This window comes from Escherichia sp. MOD1-EC6300 (genome assembly GCF_002965045.1).
Lineage (GTDB): Bacteria > Pseudomonadota > Gammaproteobacteria > Enterobacterales > Enterobacteriaceae > Escherichia > Escherichia coli_F.
In genome coordinates, this window is record NZ_PTRH01000009.1 from 124,704 (window position 1) to 141,490 (window position 16,787).

Annotated in this window: 11 protein-coding genes; all 11 read right to left on the reverse strand. The window is 52.0% G+C overall.

What is annotated here, in order from left to right; all coding sequences use genetic code 11:
- Positions 1-70: 70 nt before the first annotated feature.
- Positions 71-286: a zinc ribbon domain-containing protein gene (locus BGE37_RS15145; protein ID WP_000422357.1), complete on the reverse strand. Its 216-nt coding sequence runs from the start codon at positions 284-286 to the stop codon at positions 71-73.
- A 62-nt stretch (positions 287-348) separates the two neighbouring features.
- On the reverse strand, positions 349-1,821 hold the full coding sequence (der, locus tag BGE37_RS15150) for a ribosome biogenesis GTPase Der (RefSeq protein ID WP_001353036.1): 1,473 nt from the start codon (positions 1,819-1,821) through the stop codon (positions 349-351).
- A gap of 117 nt (positions 1,822-1,938) precedes the next feature.
- Complete coding sequence (gene bamB / locus BGE37_RS15155) at positions 1,939-3,117, reverse strand: outer membrane protein assembly factor BamB (protein WP_001177040.1); 1,179 nt, start codon at positions 3,115-3,117, stop codon at positions 1,939-1,941.
- A gap of 10 nt (positions 3,118-3,127) precedes the next feature.
- Entirely contained in the window at positions 3,128-3,748 is a 621-nt protein-coding gene (yfgM, locus tag BGE37_RS15160; protein WP_000409211.1) for an ancillary SecYEG translocon subunit YfgM, read from the reverse strand.
- A 17-nt stretch (positions 3,749-3,765) separates the two neighbouring features.
- Positions 3,766-5,055 carry a histidine--tRNA ligase gene (gene hisS / locus BGE37_RS15165; protein WP_032184882.1) on the reverse strand — a complete coding sequence of 430 codons (1,290 nt, stop codon included), beginning with the start codon at positions 5,053-5,055 and terminating at the stop codon, positions 3,766-3,768.
- 110 nt (positions 5,056-5,165) lie between these two features.
- Complete coding sequence (ispG, locus tag BGE37_RS15170; RefSeq protein WP_000551807.1) at positions 5,166-6,284, reverse strand: flavodoxin-dependent (E)-4-hydroxy-3-methylbut-2-enyl-diphosphate synthase; 1,119 nt, start codon at positions 6,282-6,284, stop codon at positions 5,166-5,168.
- Positions 6,285-6,310: 26 nt separating this feature from the next.
- Complete coding sequence (gene rodZ / locus BGE37_RS15175; RefSeq protein ID WP_032184883.1) at positions 6,311-7,324, reverse strand: cytoskeleton protein RodZ; 1,014 nt, start codon at positions 7,322-7,324, stop codon at positions 6,311-6,313.
- Positions 7,325-7,608: 284 nt separating this feature from the next.
- Positions 7,609-8,763, reverse strand: a complete 1,155-nt coding sequence (locus BGE37_RS15185; RefSeq protein ID WP_000003317.1) for a bifunctional tRNA (adenosine(37)-C2)-methyltransferase TrmG/ribosomal RNA large subunit methyltransferase RlmN — start codon at positions 8,761-8,763, stop codon at positions 7,609-7,611.
- A 149-nt stretch (positions 8,764-8,912) separates the two neighbouring features.
- Positions 8,913-9,344, reverse strand: coding sequence for a nucleoside-diphosphate kinase (gene ndk, locus BGE37_RS15190; protein WP_000963837.1), 432 nt, complete (start codon positions 9,342-9,344; stop codon positions 8,913-8,915).
- 148 nt (positions 9,345-9,492) lie between these two features.
- The gene (gene pbpC, locus BGE37_RS15195) at positions 9,493-11,805 is read right to left on the reverse strand and encodes a peptidoglycan glycosyltransferase PbpC (RefSeq protein WP_032184884.1); all 2,313 of its coding nucleotides are present in this window, start codon (positions 11,803-11,805) and stop codon (positions 9,493-9,495) included.
- On the reverse strand, positions 11,806-16,773 hold the full coding sequence (yfhM, locus tag BGE37_RS15200) for an alpha2-macroglobulin (RefSeq protein ID WP_032184886.1): 4,968 nt from the start codon (positions 16,771-16,773) through the stop codon (positions 11,806-11,808).
- Positions 16,774-16,787 lie beyond the last annotated feature (14 nt).

The following is a 16,787-nucleotide window of genomic DNA, read 5'->3' on the forward strand; positions in this document are numbered from 1 at the left end:
CAACAAATAAAATAGGATGCAATCATTTATATTATGAATACAAATGATTACACCATATATTTAAATAATATTAAGCAACAATAAATTCAACGCGCTTTTTGGATATTAAACCGTGCCCATGCTGGCAGAAATAATCTACTGCACCACAAGCTTTTAACACCTGTAATGGCTGATGGCAGTCAGGACAAAGCGCCTGAATGGTGAAATCTTTGGCACAAGTTGCACAGTGGGCAGTTTCACCGTTGCGTTCGAGAGGGTTATGGCAGGTTGGGCAGTTGAGTTCCATAAATACTCCTCGCCTGTTGTTCAGTTTCCCTCTCCGTTTGGAAAGGGAAACCAGATAAGTGATTACTTACTTTTCTTAATATGCTTCATCAAACGCTTACGCTTGCGCATCTGGGTCGGCGTCAGGGTGTTACGCTTGTTCGCATATGGGTTTTCCCCTTCTTTGAACTGAATACGAATCGGCGTACCCATCACGTCCAGAGACTTGCGGAAGTAGTTCATCAGATAACGCTTATAGGAATCAGGCAGGTCTTTCACCTGGTTGCCATGAATCACCACAATTGGCGGGTTATAACCCCCGGCGTGGGCATATTTCAGCTTCACACGACGCCCGCGAACCAGCGGCGGCTGGTGATCTTCAACCGCCATGGTCATGATACGCGTCAGCATTGACGTACCCACGCGACGGGTGGAGCTGTCATACGCTTCACGTACTGACTCAAACAGGTTACCAACGCCGCTGCCGTGTAATGCAGAGATAAAATGCACACGGGCGAAGTCGATAAAGCCCAGACGGAAGTCCAGCGTCTCTTTTACTTGCTCTTTCACTTCCTGGCTCAGGCCGTCCCACTTGTTCACTACAATCACAAGTGAGCGCCCACTATTGAGAATAAAGCCCAGTAAGGAGAGATCCTGATCGGAAATACCCTCGCGAGCATCAATCACCAACATCACCACGTTGGCATCTTCAATCGCCTGCAATGTTTTGATTACGGAGAATTTCTCTACCGCATCGGTGATTTTGCCGCGTTTACGTACGCCCGCAGTGTCAATGAGTACATACTCACGCCCATCGCGTTCCATTGGAATGTAGATACTGTCACGCGTAGTGCCCGGCATGTCGTAAACCACGACGCGTTCTTCGCCAAGGATACGGTTAGTGAGTGTCGACTTACCGACGTTAGGACGACCCACTATCGCCAGTTTGATTGGCAGACTTTGCGGGTCAAAGTCATCTTCCTCTTCTTCTTCGCCGTTTTCTTCTGCTTCAAATTGCGCCCAGTATTCAGCGTCTTCATCCACTTCTTCTTGTGGTGCGATATCTTCCATCCACGGCAACAGCACGTGCTCCAGCAGACTTAATACGCCACGACCGTGAGACGCGGCGATAGGATAGATTTCACCTAAACCGAGCGAATAGAAATCAACAACGGCCTGATCCGGATCCAGACCATCGGTTTTGTTTGCCACCAGGAAGGTCGGTTTTTCGCGGGAGCGCAGATGTTTAGCAATCGCTTCATCCGCAGGCATCAGGCCCGCGCGCGCATCCACCATAAACAGTACGACGTCCGCTTCTTCAATCGCCAGCAGCGACTGTTCCGCCATGCGGGTTTCTACACCGTCTTCTGTTCCGTCAATCCCGCCGGTATCAATACAGATAAACTCGCGGCCTTCAATTTCCGCACGACCGTACTTACGGTCACGAGTCAGACCCGGGAAATCCGCAACCAGCGCATCTCGGGTGCGAGTTAGACGGTTAAATAACGTGGATTTTCCTACGTTAGGGCGCCCGACAAGCGCGACCACAGGTACCATGTTTAAAGCCTCATTTTTATAAATCATCAGACAACGCACGCTATATTCGTGTCGTTGTTAAAAACAGGAAAACGGCCCCTGTCCAGGAGCCGTTTTCAAAGTGAACGACAGAGACGATTAACGTGTAATAGAGTACACAGTCCCGTCTTTTGCCTGGATCAGCAGTTTGCCGTCAGCGGCAACCGGTTCAGTCTGGAAACCGGAGCTATCAACTTTTTGCTGGGCAACGAAACGACCATCTTCGACGTTGATCCAGTGCAGATAACCTTCACTGTCACCTACCACCAGGTTGCCATTATACAGCACCGGAGAAGTCAACAGGCGATGCAGCAGATCGCTTTGTGTCCACAGCGTAACGCCGCCATCAATGGTCAACGCCATCACCCGGTCATTTTGATCGACCAGATAGATGCGGTTGCCGTCGACGATGAAATCATTCACCGAACCCAGTTCGCGCTTCCACATAATCTGACCGCTGCGCAGATCAAGCGCCGTCAGGTTACCATTATAGGCCAGCGCGAAAACAACGCCGTTAACAATGACGGGAGTCGTGTCAACATCGCTCAGGCGGTCAATTTCGGTAGAACCGGTCGCCTGGGAAATACGCTGCTGCCAAATCATCTGGCCCTGTTCCATTAGCACTGCGCTGACGCGACCATTATCGCCACCCACGACGGCCGCACCAAAAGCCGTTGCTGGCGCAGACTCGCCACGCAAAGAGAGTGAAGGCATATCGAGGTTAACTGTCCATTTGACAGCGCCGTCAGCTTCGTTCAGGGCTTGCAACTGACCATTACTGGTGTGGATTAACACCAGACCGTCGCTGACCACCGGGCGAGAAAGCGCTTCACCCGCGACTTTAGTCTGCCATGCCACAGTACCATCACTGGTATTCAGCGCGTAAACCTGCGCCTTTTCGCTACCAATGTAGACATGTCCGCCAGACACGGTCACGCCGCCAGAAAGTAATGCAGGCTCTTTAGAGAACCAGCCATCTTTCTCGGCCAGACTGACAGACCAGATTTCTTTGCCATCATCCGCATTCAGCGCTTTTACTAAACCAGCGCGGTCTGCTGCATAGACAACGTTGTCCGCCAGTGCCGGATGAAGATTGGAATAGAAGTTGCCAATGCCGCTACCCACGGAAGTGCTCCACGCCGTGGTCGGCGTAAACTGGTTTTCAACGGTCGGCAATGGGGACATCTTTACCACATCTTCTTCGCTGTTAAACAGCGAACAGCCGCTTAAAAGGGTAACGGAAAGCAGTCCTGGCAGCAGTAATTTACGCAATTGCATCGGGTCCCTCTCAGATGGACAAATTATTAATTTTCATCTGCATCATTTCGCTCAGTGCCGGGGTAACATCGCTTTTCACGCCAGCTTCCCATGCACTACGCGCACCTTGCTTATCACCTTTGCTCAGCAATGCTTCGCCACGCAGGTCGGCAACAATGGCAGCCCACCCTTCACCTTTGATGGTATCGAGGGTTTTCAGCGCGGCATCAGCCTGCTTGAGCTGTACCTGAACGCGGGCAAGACGCAGATTTATCACGGCTTTGAGATTTTCATCGCTCGTGTCTGCCAATCCCTGTTGTAACTGGGTGGCAGCTTTCTCTAGTTCATTTTTGTCAACAAATTGCTGCGCAAGTTCCAAAGAAGCCAGCGCACCATAGGTATTTTTATTTTCAGCAGCAAATTTTTCCGCCGCCGGGATGCTATCCGGTTTGCCTTCGCTCACTGCGGTAACCGCATTTTGATAGGCAAGAGAAGCGGAGCGTGTAGAATCAACCTGATGGCTGTTCCAGTAGCGCCAGCCAATCAATGCGCCAACGCCCAAAATCACCCCAACAGCCAGTGCTTTGCCATTTTCAGCAAAAAAGCGTTTAACCGCTTCAACCTGGTCGTTTTCGTTCTCGTAAATTTCCACGCTGTCCTTCTCCTTCCTTAACCCAGTAACGTGCGCAAATGCGCGGCTACGCTATCCTGCGCAACTGCCGTTTGCTCACCAGAGCGCAAATCCTTCACTACTGCTGTGCCGTTAGCCACTTCAGACTCACCCAGCACCACAGCAACGCGGGCGCCCCATTTATCAGCACGGGCAAACTGCTTCTTAAAGTTGCCGCCGCCGTGGTTGGTCATCAGTTTCACGCCCGGTAATTCATCACGCAGACGCTCTGCTAATGCCATAGCCGCAGATTGTGTGTCAGCACCTGAAGCCACCAGATATATATCGACAACAGGATCGGCTTTAAATTCCGGATTAACGGCCTGAACTAACAATACAAGACGTTCGAGGCCCATCGCGAAACCGACTGCCGGTGTTGCACGACCACCCAGTTGTTCCACCAGACCGTCATAACGACCGCCTGCGCACACGGTGCCCTGGGAACCGAGGCTGTTAGTCACCCACTCAAAAACAGTACGGTTATAGTAATCCAGACCACGCACCAGACGCTGGTTTACGGTGTAAGCGATACCCGCGCTCTCCAGCAGTTTGCACAGACCAGCAAAGTGCTCACGAGATTCCTCGTCAAGATAGTCACCTAATGCTGGGGCGTCGTTGAGAAGGGCCTGCACTTCCGGATTTTTGGAATCCAGCACGCGCAGCGGGTTAGTGTACATGCGGCGTTTGCAGTCTTCGTCCAGCTTTTCTTTATGCTGCTCAAGGAATGCAACCAGCGCATCGCGATAATTGGCGCGTGCTTCCAGCGAACCGATAGAGTTCAGCTCAAGAGTTACGTGTTCAGAGATACCCAGTTCACGCCACCAACGAGCAGTAAGCATAATGAGTTCGGCGTCGATATCTGGACCCTGTAGGCCAAAAACTTCGAGACCGATTTGGTGGAACTGTCGATAACGACCTTTTTGCGGGCGTTCGTGACGGAACATCGGCCCCATATACCACAAACGCTGTTCCTGATTGTACAGAAGGCCATGCTCTATACCGGCGCGTACACATCCTGCTGTACCTTCAGGGCGAAGAGTTAACGAGACAACCTCTTTTGCATCACGCTCACGATCGTTGAAGGTGTACATCTCCTTTTCAACAACATCGGTAACTTCACCGATAGCGCGCTTAAACAGTGGCGTTTGCTCAAGAATAGGTGTGCGAATCTCACTGTATCCGTAAGACTCAACAACGCTTTTAATTATGCGCTCAACGCGTTGCCATACAGCGGTTTCCACTGGCAAATAATCATTCATACCGCGTACAGACTGAATTTTCTTCGACACGTTTATTCTCTTTCTGAATATAAAAATGAACCCTCAACGCGCCCCTCAATATTTCGGGAGCCATGCGGGTTCAATCATACACGGGAAGCGAGGCGCTTCCCATCACGTTATTATTTTTCAACCTGCTGAACGTCAATTCGACGCGCTTCATCCAGTTGGCTGGCTTTCGCACGAATGCGCGCTTCCAGCTGGTCGATCATATCGTTGTTGTCCAGACGGTCTTTGCGCACGCCATCTTCATAGAGGCCGCTTTTCTTGTTGCCGCCGGTGACGCCGAGTGTAGAAACCAGCGCCTCACCTGGTCCATTCACCACGCAGCCGATAATCGAAACGTCCATCGGGGTGATGATATCTTCCAGGCGTTGCTCCAGGGCGTTAACCGTACCGATAACGTCAAACTCCTGACGCGAACAGGTCGGGCAGGCGATGAAGTTGATCCCGCGCGAACGGATACGCAGCGATTTCAAAATATCGAAACCGACTTTGATCTCTTCGACCGGATCGGCCGCCAGCGATACGCGCAGCGTGTCGCCGATGCCTTCAGACAGCAGCAGGCCTAAACCAATGGCAGATTTTACTGCCCCACTACGTGCGCCACCCGCTTCGGTGATCCCAAGATGCAGCGGTTGATCGATCTGTTTTGCCAGCAAACGATAAGACTCAACAGCGAGGAAGACGTCAGACGCTTTCACGCTGACTTTGAACTGATCGAAGTTCAGGCGATCGAGATGATCAACATGACGCATGGCAGATTCCAGCAACGCCTGCGGCGTCGGTTCGCCATACTTTTCTTGCAGATCTTTTTCCAGCGATCCAGCGTTAACGCCAATACGGATCGGAATGTTTTTATCGCGCGCACAGTCAACCACCATGCGGATGCGTTCTTCATTGCCGATATTGCCAGGGTTAATACGCAGACAATCGACGCCGTATTCCGCTACTTTCAGCGCAATGCGATAGTCGAAGTGGATGTCAGCCACCAGCGGCACGTTAACCTGTTGTTTGATGAGCTTGAACGCTTCTGCCGCGTCCATCGTCGGTACGGAGACACGGACGATATCAGCGCCAACACGTTCCAGCGCCTTAATTTGATTGACCGTAGCTTCGACGTCTGTCGTACGCGTATTGGTCATGGACTGTACGGCGATGGGGGCACCATCGCCAATCGGCACATTCCCAACGTAAATACGTGTTGATTTTCTACGTTGAATTGGAGCCTGGTTATGCATGAAAAATCTCCCGCGTTACCCGTCTGTTACTGCGCCGGTGATTGTTCGGCATTTAGGGTCAGACGCGCAACCTGGTTAGTTCTGATAAAACGACTCAGATCGACAGGTTTCCCTTGATACTGGATCTGTACTGCGGCTGGCGCACCAATTTTCAGTTTGTACGGAGCCTGGCCGGTTAAGTTCAAATTACCGTCTTTACGCTGCATACCGCTAAACAGTTTTTTACCGGTAGCGTCAGTGACTTCCAGCCAGCAATCGGCAGTAAAGTTCATCACCAACGCATTCGGGTCAGCCGCCGGCGTGGTCACGCCAGCCTGATCGGTTGGCAACGGCGCAGCACCATCTGGCGTTGTTGTTGCCGTTGGTGCCGGGGTCGCAGCGGTATCAACATTTGCCTGCGAAGGTGAAACAACTGCATTCTGTTGTGAATCAACAGCTGGTGCTGGCGAAGTTATGGCAGGTGTTTGCGTGTTAGTTGCGGTAGTATCCACAGACGCTGGCGGCGTGGACGTCGTAGTCGGGTCTGTGGTTGTCGACGTATCTAACGGAACACTCTGCCCCTGTTCGTTATTACTGCTCAGTTCCGCAGAAGATTGATCGGCCATAGTAGTGATCTCTTCCTGCTGAGCTTTGTGGTCTTGCCACCACCAGGCACCGCTCAGGCCAATAACCACAAACAACACCAGCCAGGTGAAGGTCATCAGCCAGCCGTCACGTTTTTTGCGGCGTTTACCGAGGGAAAAACTCTGCATCGGCGCAACTTTTGCAGCTCGTAGTGGAGCCTGTTTTTCCAGCCCCGGTAGCAGTTCTTCTTCTGGAATATGTACCAGACGCGCATAAGAGCGGATATATCCGCGCAGGAATGTTGAAGCAAGATCGGCAGGTGCCTTATCTTCTTCAATGTCGCGTACCGTGGAAACCTTCAGGCAAAGTCGCTCAGCAACGGCCTGCTGACTAAGTCCTAGTTGTTCGCGAGCATTACGCAGGCGAGCGCCGGTAGTAAGTGCTTCATTTTGGTCGTGCGTGGCTTCAGTATTCATTCGCTGCAGGTACGTTTAAATGAGAATTGAGATGCCGGTGAACCATCATGCTCACCCACACCGCGAAACATCCGTTAAGTTAACCGTTATCATACAGTATAAGACCGTCTGTGTGCTCGTGACAAAGCCCACATTCACTAAGGCTAACTTACTGTTGCATCGTTACATACTGCCTTAAAGTCAGCAAAAACGCACCGTTAATATTGACCAGACAATTGCAACTTAATACTTCATTCATAAAAGATTACGCCACGGTACATAAAGTAACCGTGGCGTAATGGCTATCAGACCGCTTTAATGTCGATGGCCTCACCCTGCATTCGTTTACGCAGGGTACGTTTCGTACGGTCGATAACATCGCCCGCCAACTGACCACAGGCAGCATCGATATCATCACCACGAGTTTTACGCACAATAGTGGTGAAACCGTAGCTCATCAGCACTTTAGAGAAACGGTCGATACGACTGTTTGAGCTGCGTCCATACGGCGCGCCAGGGAACGGGTTCCACGGGATCAGGTTGATCTTACACGGCGTATCTTTCAGCAGCTCCGCCAGTTGGTGCGCGTGTTCAGTGCCGTCGTTAACGTGATCAAGCATCACGTATTCAATAGTGACTCGGCCCTGATTGGCGTTAGATTTCTCCAGATAGCGGCGCACCGCAGCAAGGAACGTTTCGATATTGTACTTTTTGTTGATCGGCACAATTTCGTCACGAATTTCGTCGTTCGGCGCATGCAGGGAAATTGCCAGCGCTACGTCGATCATATCGCCCAGTTTATCCAGCGCCGGAACAACGCCTGATGTAGAGAGCGTAACGCGACGTTTAGACAGACCAAAACCGAAATCATCGAGCATGATTTCCATCGCCGGAACGACGTTGTTCAGGTTGAGCAGCGGCTCGCCCATACCCATCATCACTACGTTAGTGATTGGGCGCTGACCGGTGACTTTTGCTGCGCCAACGATTTTCGCTGCACGCCACACCTGGCCGATAATTTCCGACACCCGCAGATTGCGGTTAAAGCCCTGCTGGGCGGTGGAACAGAATTTACACTCCAGCGCACACCCCACCTGCGAGGAAACGCAAAGCGTGGCACGGTCGTCTTCCGGGATATACACCGTTTCGACGCGCTGATCGCCAACGGCAATCGCCCATTTAATGGTGCCGTCAGATGAACGCTGTTCTTCAACCACTTCCGGTGCGCGGATTTCCGCCACCTCTTTTAGTTTACCGCGCAACACTTTGTTGATGTCGGTCATCTCATCAAAGTTGTCGCAGCAATAGTGATACATCCACTTCATCACCTGATCGGCGCGGAAGGGTTTTTCACCTAAATCTTTAAAAAACTCCCGCATCTGCTGACGGTTGAGATCCAGCAGGTTGATTTTTCCATCTTTCGTGGTGACGTTTTCAGGTGTGACTAATTGTTCAGACATATGCTATTCCGGCCTCGTTATTACACGTTATGGCCCCTGGAGGGTTGAAAAAAGAAACGCCCCGGTGAGCGGCTGCTCGTCCGGGGGCGCTGCATTGTACAAATTCTGGCGCATGGATGCCACGTTTGCACGCGGCATTTACGAAATTATTAACGGGTGCGCGGGCACACTTCGCCTTCGCCGAAGAAATAAGCGATTTCGCGAGCGGCAGATTCGACGGAATCAGAACCGTGGGTACCATTTTCGGTCAGGCTGTCAGCGTAATCAGCACGCAGAGTACCGGCCAGTGCGTTTGCCGGATTGGTCGCGCCCAGCAGATCGCGGTGACGCTGAACGGCGTTTTCACCCTCCAGCACGGAAACCACGATCGGGCCAGAGGTCATGAATTCAACCAGACCATCAAAGAACGGTTTTCCATCGTGTTCAGCATAAAAGCCACGAGCCTGTTCAACGGTCAGGTGCAGCATTTTGGTGCCGACAATTTTGAACCCTGCAGCTTCAAAGCGCGCAAAGATATTGCCAATGACGTTTTTTGCTACCGCGTTCGGTTTGATGATGGAAAAAGTACGTTCAATAGCCATTTTTACCTCTGTAAATTATTCTGTTGTTGTCTGTACCAGCGTACGAGATGGCGCGGATTATAATGAGCAACAGGGCCGTTGACTATTGATGAAGGTAACATTTTTTTAAAATAAAACGAGTTTAAGCAACAAATATGAGCAAAACAGACTACTGCATGACAAATCTCACTGTCGCCACCTGCCCCATTTCGTCCATTACCAGCAATTGATAATCGCCTTTCTCTGTCAAATGCAGAGTCACGTTACGCCCGCGTTCAGCTAACGGTTCACCATTAAGAAACCACCAGCGTTCGCCTGTTCCTCCGCTTAATTGTACTGGTAATGACGCATCAGTAGCTCCTGGCAGACGTTTGATAATTACGCCATCACGCACACCAATCAACTGTAAAGGTACCTGAGCATCACGACCATACGGCGGGCAATTTGTTGATGCCCCAGGTAAGCGCGCTGCTCGTCGTTCAGCAGCAGGTAGCCAGGGTTCAAGTGGTAATGGCCAGACATTAATCATTTCTTGTCGAGCCTGAGGACAATCAGCGGCAACACGTTTGCCTTGCTCATCAAGCCAGATGGGGAAACGAATCCCACTTATTCCTTCTTGCTCCGGTAAAAGTAATGTTGGTGGCTGGCTATCTTCGAGCAGCCAGGTGGCAAGACGACGGCGGCAATTGCTATCGCCTTCTGGCAATGATTGCCCACCAGGCCAGCAGATAACGCCACGGCTTACAGAATCAGGACGCGGGTCTTCCGGCAGATTCGCACTGCGCGACAGTAAGATATTATTGACCTGATTCAACAGCGGTACGGCGCTGGCAAAGCCAAACTGACCGACAACGGGCGTACCGTCCGGTCTGCCAGTCCAGATCCCAATTACGTAACGAGCGTTAACGCCAATAGCCCATGCATCGCGATAGCCATAACTGGTTCCTGTTTTCCACGCCAGTGGTACGACGCGTGGCAAAGCGCCATCCGGAAGCGGCTGCGCTTCATCTGCCATAATACGGCGGATAATCCACGCGGCCCCCGGCGACATTAACGGTCGCTCAAGTAATGGGTCCCCCGGCTGTAAGCGCAACTTACCCGCCTTACCGTGGCGAGCAAATGCGGTATACGCTGCAGCCATATCCTCCAGTTTTGCACCTGCGCCGCCGAGAATGAGCGAAAGATTCGGTGCAGCACCGTTGGGCAAATATAACGGCAATCCAACATTGCGTAACTTTGCCGCAAACCGTTTCGGTCCATAGGCTTCCAGCACCTGCACAGCAGGTAAATTCAGCGAGCGCACCAGCGCCTCACTCATGCTGATCGGGCCATGAAAACCGCTGTCAAAGTTGCCTGGTCGATAATCACCAGTGCGCCGGGGAACGTCTTGCAACAGCGATGCAGGGTGGATCAAGCCTTCATCCAGCGCCAGACCATAAACAAACGGTTTGAGTACCGATCCCGGCGATCGGATCGCATTGACCATATCGACATGCCCAAAGCGGGAATCATCATTAAGATCAACCGATCCTATCCAGCCGCGCACACTCATATCAGTATGATCAACAACGATCATTGCCAACGAACTGCGCGGTGGCAATCGTCCTTTCCAGTTTTGCGCCAGTTCTTCCAGACGACGCTGTAAACCAGCATCCAGCGTAGTAACGATTTTGTCGCTTTTGCTTTTACCGAGCATCATGCGCGAAAACAGCGGTGCCAGTTGCGGCATTTGTCTGGGTGCCAACCAGATGGGCTCTTCACTAGATTCTTTTACCTGCTCACGGGACCACACACCTTGCGCAGCCATCCGATTGAGCACTTTATTACGTGCGGCCTCGGCACGTTCCGGCCAGCGATCCGGACGCAGTCGGCTGGGCGCTTGTGGTAACACCGCCAGCATTGCCGCCTCGGAATAGCTTAAATTCGCAGGCGATTTTCCGAGATATGCCCAACTTGCCGCACCGATCCCCTGCAACGTACCACCAAACGGAGCGCGATTAAGATACAAGGTCAGAATGTCACGTTTAGACAAGTGCCATTCCAGTTGAAACGCGCGCCAGAGCTGGCGAATTTTGCCGCCAAAAGTTTTGGGGTGAGGATCAAGCAGACGAGCAACCTGCATGGTGAGTGTGCTGCCGCCGGAAATAACCCGTCCCGAAGTGAGATCTTGCCATGCTGCGCGCGCCACCGAGAATGGATTCACCCCCGGATGCTTCCAGAACCAGCGATCTTCATAATTGATCAGTGCTTCAAGGTAACGCGGAGAGACATCTTCGATGGTTACCGGATAGCGCCAGATGCCCTCAGCATCGGCGAAACGCCAGAGTGGCGTACCATCCTGCGCCACGACTACGCGTGCGGGATTGACTTCATGCAATGGCAGGGGCCAGAGTTTATCTGCTCCCCACGCGGCAAAAAAAAGGAGAAAAGGCGCAGCTGCCAGCGCTATCCAGCAGCCGCGTTTGGTTAACAGGCGAGGCATTTACGGTCTGACAATCAACAGATCTTCAGCCGCGCCAGTCGCCCGCCAGTGGGGAACATACATCGATTCCACCATTGGTTGCGGAACATTGTATGTTCCCGGCGTTACCGCCCGCGCCAGATACACCAGCGTGACTGGTTGATATTCATCAACGGCAACCGCCGCCACAAAGCGATCGTCACGAAACTCAATATGCTTAATGTTCGCTTGTTGCATTTGACTGAGTAGGTTTTGCACTTCGCTACCACTTTGCTCCAGGCTGGCGCTGCCGTTAGCCAGGTTCTGGTTTTCCAGTTCCAGGCCAGCAGGCAGTAAATCAACGACCAAAGCATCCGGCACGCTGTTACTGGCTTTGACCTGCAACCAGACCAGTACCAGATCGCCGCTACGTAACGAATCCAGCGATTTGCTCTTACCGTCAGTGCCAAGAATATGGCGCTCGATTTGCAGCACATTGCTCGCCGGTAAAGGGGCGGATTGCGGATATCCGCTGGCATCCACACGCAGCCATAACGGCTGATCGCCACTGTTGGTCACCTGTAAGGTGGCAAGTTGATCGCTATTCAGATTGCTGGTTTGCGCTTTCTCACCTGTCAGCAGCTCAGCAGAGAAAGACGTTTGCGCCTGCCATTTGCCCGGTAAATCCTGAATCGTACGGGCAGCCAGGAACAGCGCGTTACTTTCCTGAGTTGATAACCAGCGTTCACCGAACGCCTGCTGCGAAAGTGTGTTCAGCAGAGGGTACTGCTCATCGGGTAGCAATTTGTTCTCTTCCAGCAAGGAGAGCATCAATGCGTTGTCGCGCAGTGGACTTCCGTAATCACCCAGCCATATCCGCTCATCACTATTGCGCGGCGTTTTCAGCGCCAGCACAATCGCTTCTTCACCACGCGTTGCATCGCCCATGGTTTTCAGCGCAACGCCAAGTTGCAGCAGCGGTAATCCAGACGCAGCATCGGCACGATGCTCCCAGATTTCACGCAGCGCACCCAGCGGTGCCTTTTGCTGACGGGCCAGCACCAGCGCAGCGTAAGACTGTACGGCGAATTTACTGGCTTTGAGATTATCCGCATACGGAATCGACATCATGCCCGGATCTTGTAAATAGCGCAGTAGACGCTCATTCCCCCGGTTAATGGCTTCTGTCGGCACGCTGTAACCCTGCTCACCTGCGCGGACCAGAAAATCCATCACGTAAGCCGTCAGCCAGTACTCTTCATCACCGTTTTTATCCCACAGCGCAAAGCCACCGTTATCACGTTGCATTTGCAGTAAACGAGAAATGCCGATATCGACTGCCGTACGGCGCTTCTCATCACTGTCGCCTTTGATTCCCAACGCCTGCAGTTGGGCTGCGTTGGTGTAAAGTGACGGGAACAGGCCGCTGGCGGTTTGCTCCAGACAACCGTACGGATACGCTTTTAACTCTTTGATATAACGTGCAATATTCAACGGTGGTTTGCCGCTCAACAACAATTGCCCTTCCAGCGTAACAGGCGAGAAGTTTTGCAATCCATCAGCTGGAATCGCCCATGTCTCACCAGGCTGCAACGCCGTACCGTAATTGACGGTTTGTGCCGGAAATGCCGGACGGACACCCATTTTCCACTGCTTATGCTGATCGGCAGCGGTTTCGCCCGGTAACGCTAACCCGCTAATAGTGGCCTGAATTTCACCATCACCATAACCCGGCAATGCTCGCACCGGGATAAACAGCGTGGTTCGCACGCCCGGCGCTAATTCAACGGCTGCGGGTGAATCGCTAACCAGTTCAAGCAAGCCACTGGCGGTCAGAGCAACGTTCAGTTTTTGCGGTTTATCGGTAAGATTAGTGATATCCAGCGTCAGACGTGAGGTGTCACCGCTGGCCATAAAGCGCGGCATATTCAGTTCTGCTATCACCGGTGCGGCAACAACCACTTTGCTTTCGTTGCTACCGAAATCATCTGCCGTCCATGCTTGTGCCATGACGCGCAATTCACCGTTAAAATCACCAATCGGCAATGTAACCGTGCCTTCGCCCTGTTCGTTGAGTGTTACCGGTAGCGCCTGTTGCGCAACAATATTGACGTGATTTACTGGCGGTTTACCACCGCGTTTCAGTTCATCACCATCGCCACCAAAACGCAGAGCTGCCAGACGCCCCTGACCTTCAATGACCTGACCGTAAATATCGTAAATATCTGCGCCATAGCGTTTCTGACCAAAGAATGCCTGCCACGGATCTGGCGTGACATAATCAGTAATATTCAACACACCGCTATCAACCGCAGACACCAGCACATTCACCTGTTTTGGCATCTCACCATTTTTATTGCTGGCTTTAATTTTCACGGTTAATGGCTGATTGGGGCGTATTTTCGCTGGAGTTTCCAGCGCCAGATCGAGACGACGGTTTTCATCGCCAAGCGGCAAATGCAACACGCCAACTGCGCGTTTTGGCGTCGCGGAGCGAGATTTATCGCCAGGACGTACCACCAGCGTACTTAAATAAAGATCATGACGATTCCAGGTTTTATCGACCGGAATCGTCAGATCCAGCCCTTGTGCCGGAACATCAATCTCCTGCCACCACAGCGGCCCTTCACTGGACTCGACCATCGCATAGCCTTTACCCGCCGTTGGTGCGGCAATGTGCAACTTAATGGTATCACCAGGGCGATAACTGGCTTTATCCAGTTTCAGCGTGACACGGTCTGGTCGCACAGCACCGCTACCGTCGCTATTGTCCTGCCAGCTATAGCCAGCCCAGAAACGCACACTACTGACCGCTTCATTCGGCGCTTTGACTTCCAGACGATAAGCGCCCCACTCTACCGGGAAACTGACTTTACCGGTTTCATCAGCCTGAAGATCCAGTGTTTGTTCATTTTCGATCAGATCTTTTTGATCAAACTGTGACTGCCAGCCTTCATCTTCTGACCAGTTCCAGTAGTAATCGCGGCGTTCGCGAATCAGGCGCACTTGTAAGCCAGACACAGCTTTTTTGACGCCCTGTGCATCGCTATAAACGATGTCGAAAGCGGCGTTACTGCCTTCATCAACAATGGGCTGTTTTACCGTACTGTCAGTGCGATAATCGTAAACCGATTTCGAGGCGAATTGCGGACGGATCCCCGGCAATGCATCGGCAGGCCAGATAGCCTGCTCAGCACGGCGCGTCACCGGGCGACCGCCAGACTCCAGCAAACTGCCCTGGAAAATAACCTGTAATGGGGAATGCGTTTCCTTCCACTGGCTTTCTGTAGAAACTTCGCCGCGCCCTTTATCATCCAGCGTCAACTGAACTTCATCCAGCGTGCGCGAAAGGTTTTCAGCAGCTATATCGCCGAATTCGAAACCAGGTAAGGCTGACACAGCTTCACGCAGTGGGCGCAGGAAAAGTTGCCCTTGCAAAGTATTACCATTAGCAGGCGCCCCGTACAGGTAGTAACCCACCACGGAGAATTTCACTTCATCTTTCGGCGTTAGCGGGGTTTTCTCACCGGTCAGATTCAGCGCCATGCGCTCTGGCATAAAATCTTCGACGTGGAAATCCCACATCCGATACTGGTTATCGCCCGTATTGGCTCGGATATGCCACATGCCGGTGGCCGCATTACTATCGAGTGGCCACGTAAAGTGATAGAGGCCATTCTCCGGCTGACTAACGACGCTCCTGAGTACCTGCCCGTCGGGTTTAATTACGTCCAGCTTGATGGGTTGATCGGGCAACGCTTTACCGTCTGCATCACGCAATAAACCATTAAGGATGACTGTTTCACCCGGGCGATAAAGATCGCGCGGGCCAAACATGAAAAACTGTTTGTTATAGCCTGGCGCGCCAGCAATGTTAAATTCTGCTAAGTCCAGCGCCGGAAGTTTTAAATCGAGTAGCGTTGTCTGACCGTCTTTACGCGCCAACAGTAATGCCGCGTTTTTATCATTTTCCAGCTGCACATGCCCCTGGGCATCACTGGTTGCCTGAGTCAGAGTCTGCCCTTTCTCATTTAATAATGAGACTTCAACTCCTTGCTGGGCCGCGCCGTTTTCCAGGCTTTGGGTAAAGATATCCAGACGATTGTGATAACGGTGGGCCGATACGCCGATATCACTTAATGTAAACAGCGTCGCGGGATTACTGTAATCGTAACGTCCAGCCTGATTCATCACAGCCAGATACACACCCGCCTGCTGAAGCGGTTTGATATCACCCAGCGGCAGCAATAATTTTTCACGGGTGTTACGCGCAGGATTGAGATCAAAACGTCCGGTATAAACCAGATCCGCCATTTGCAGCAGTTTGTCTGACTGCCAGTTCGCCAGCGAATTTCGGTATTCCCATTGGCTAATAAATGCTGGCAGAGATTCTGGCTTAACACGGAAGAAGTTAACATCGACATTGTTAACATTGAGCGCCATTACCGGCAGCCCTTCAATGACTTTTCCAGGCAGCAGCGAACCACGGCTGGCAAAACCGACGCTGGGCTGGATATCGCGGGTAGTTATAGTTTTTTCGTAATCTTTACTGAAGGTTGCGTTGTTGAGTGCCTTGACCTCCTTGCCAATAGTAACGATCAAATCACGTTTCGGCTCGAGGTGGCGTAAACGCAGCTCTTTAAGATTATCTGACAGCTCCCAGGCCCCATCCACTTTGCCGCTTTTTTTATCAACGACGTGAATAACGCGCGAGAAATCCTGATCCGGGTCGAGAGGGATAGAGAAGGTCAGCACCAGCGTGGCTGCGCCATCGAGTTGGACTTCAGAGAGATCCAGCAATGTCAGCGCCTTACCGGCACTCTGTTGTGCCAGTTTTTGTCGCTCCGGTGCAGAGAGTTTTGCTGAACTCGCGTTTTCTGAAGATGCCGCTTTAGTAACTTCAGAAGGTGCATCTTTTTTCACCGCTGTTGGCGCGTTATCGTTGTTGTCGTTGTCGCACCCTGCCAGCGCCAGCATTAGCATGCAGGCGGCTACGCGTAACTTTTTCATTTTTCATCCCTGCC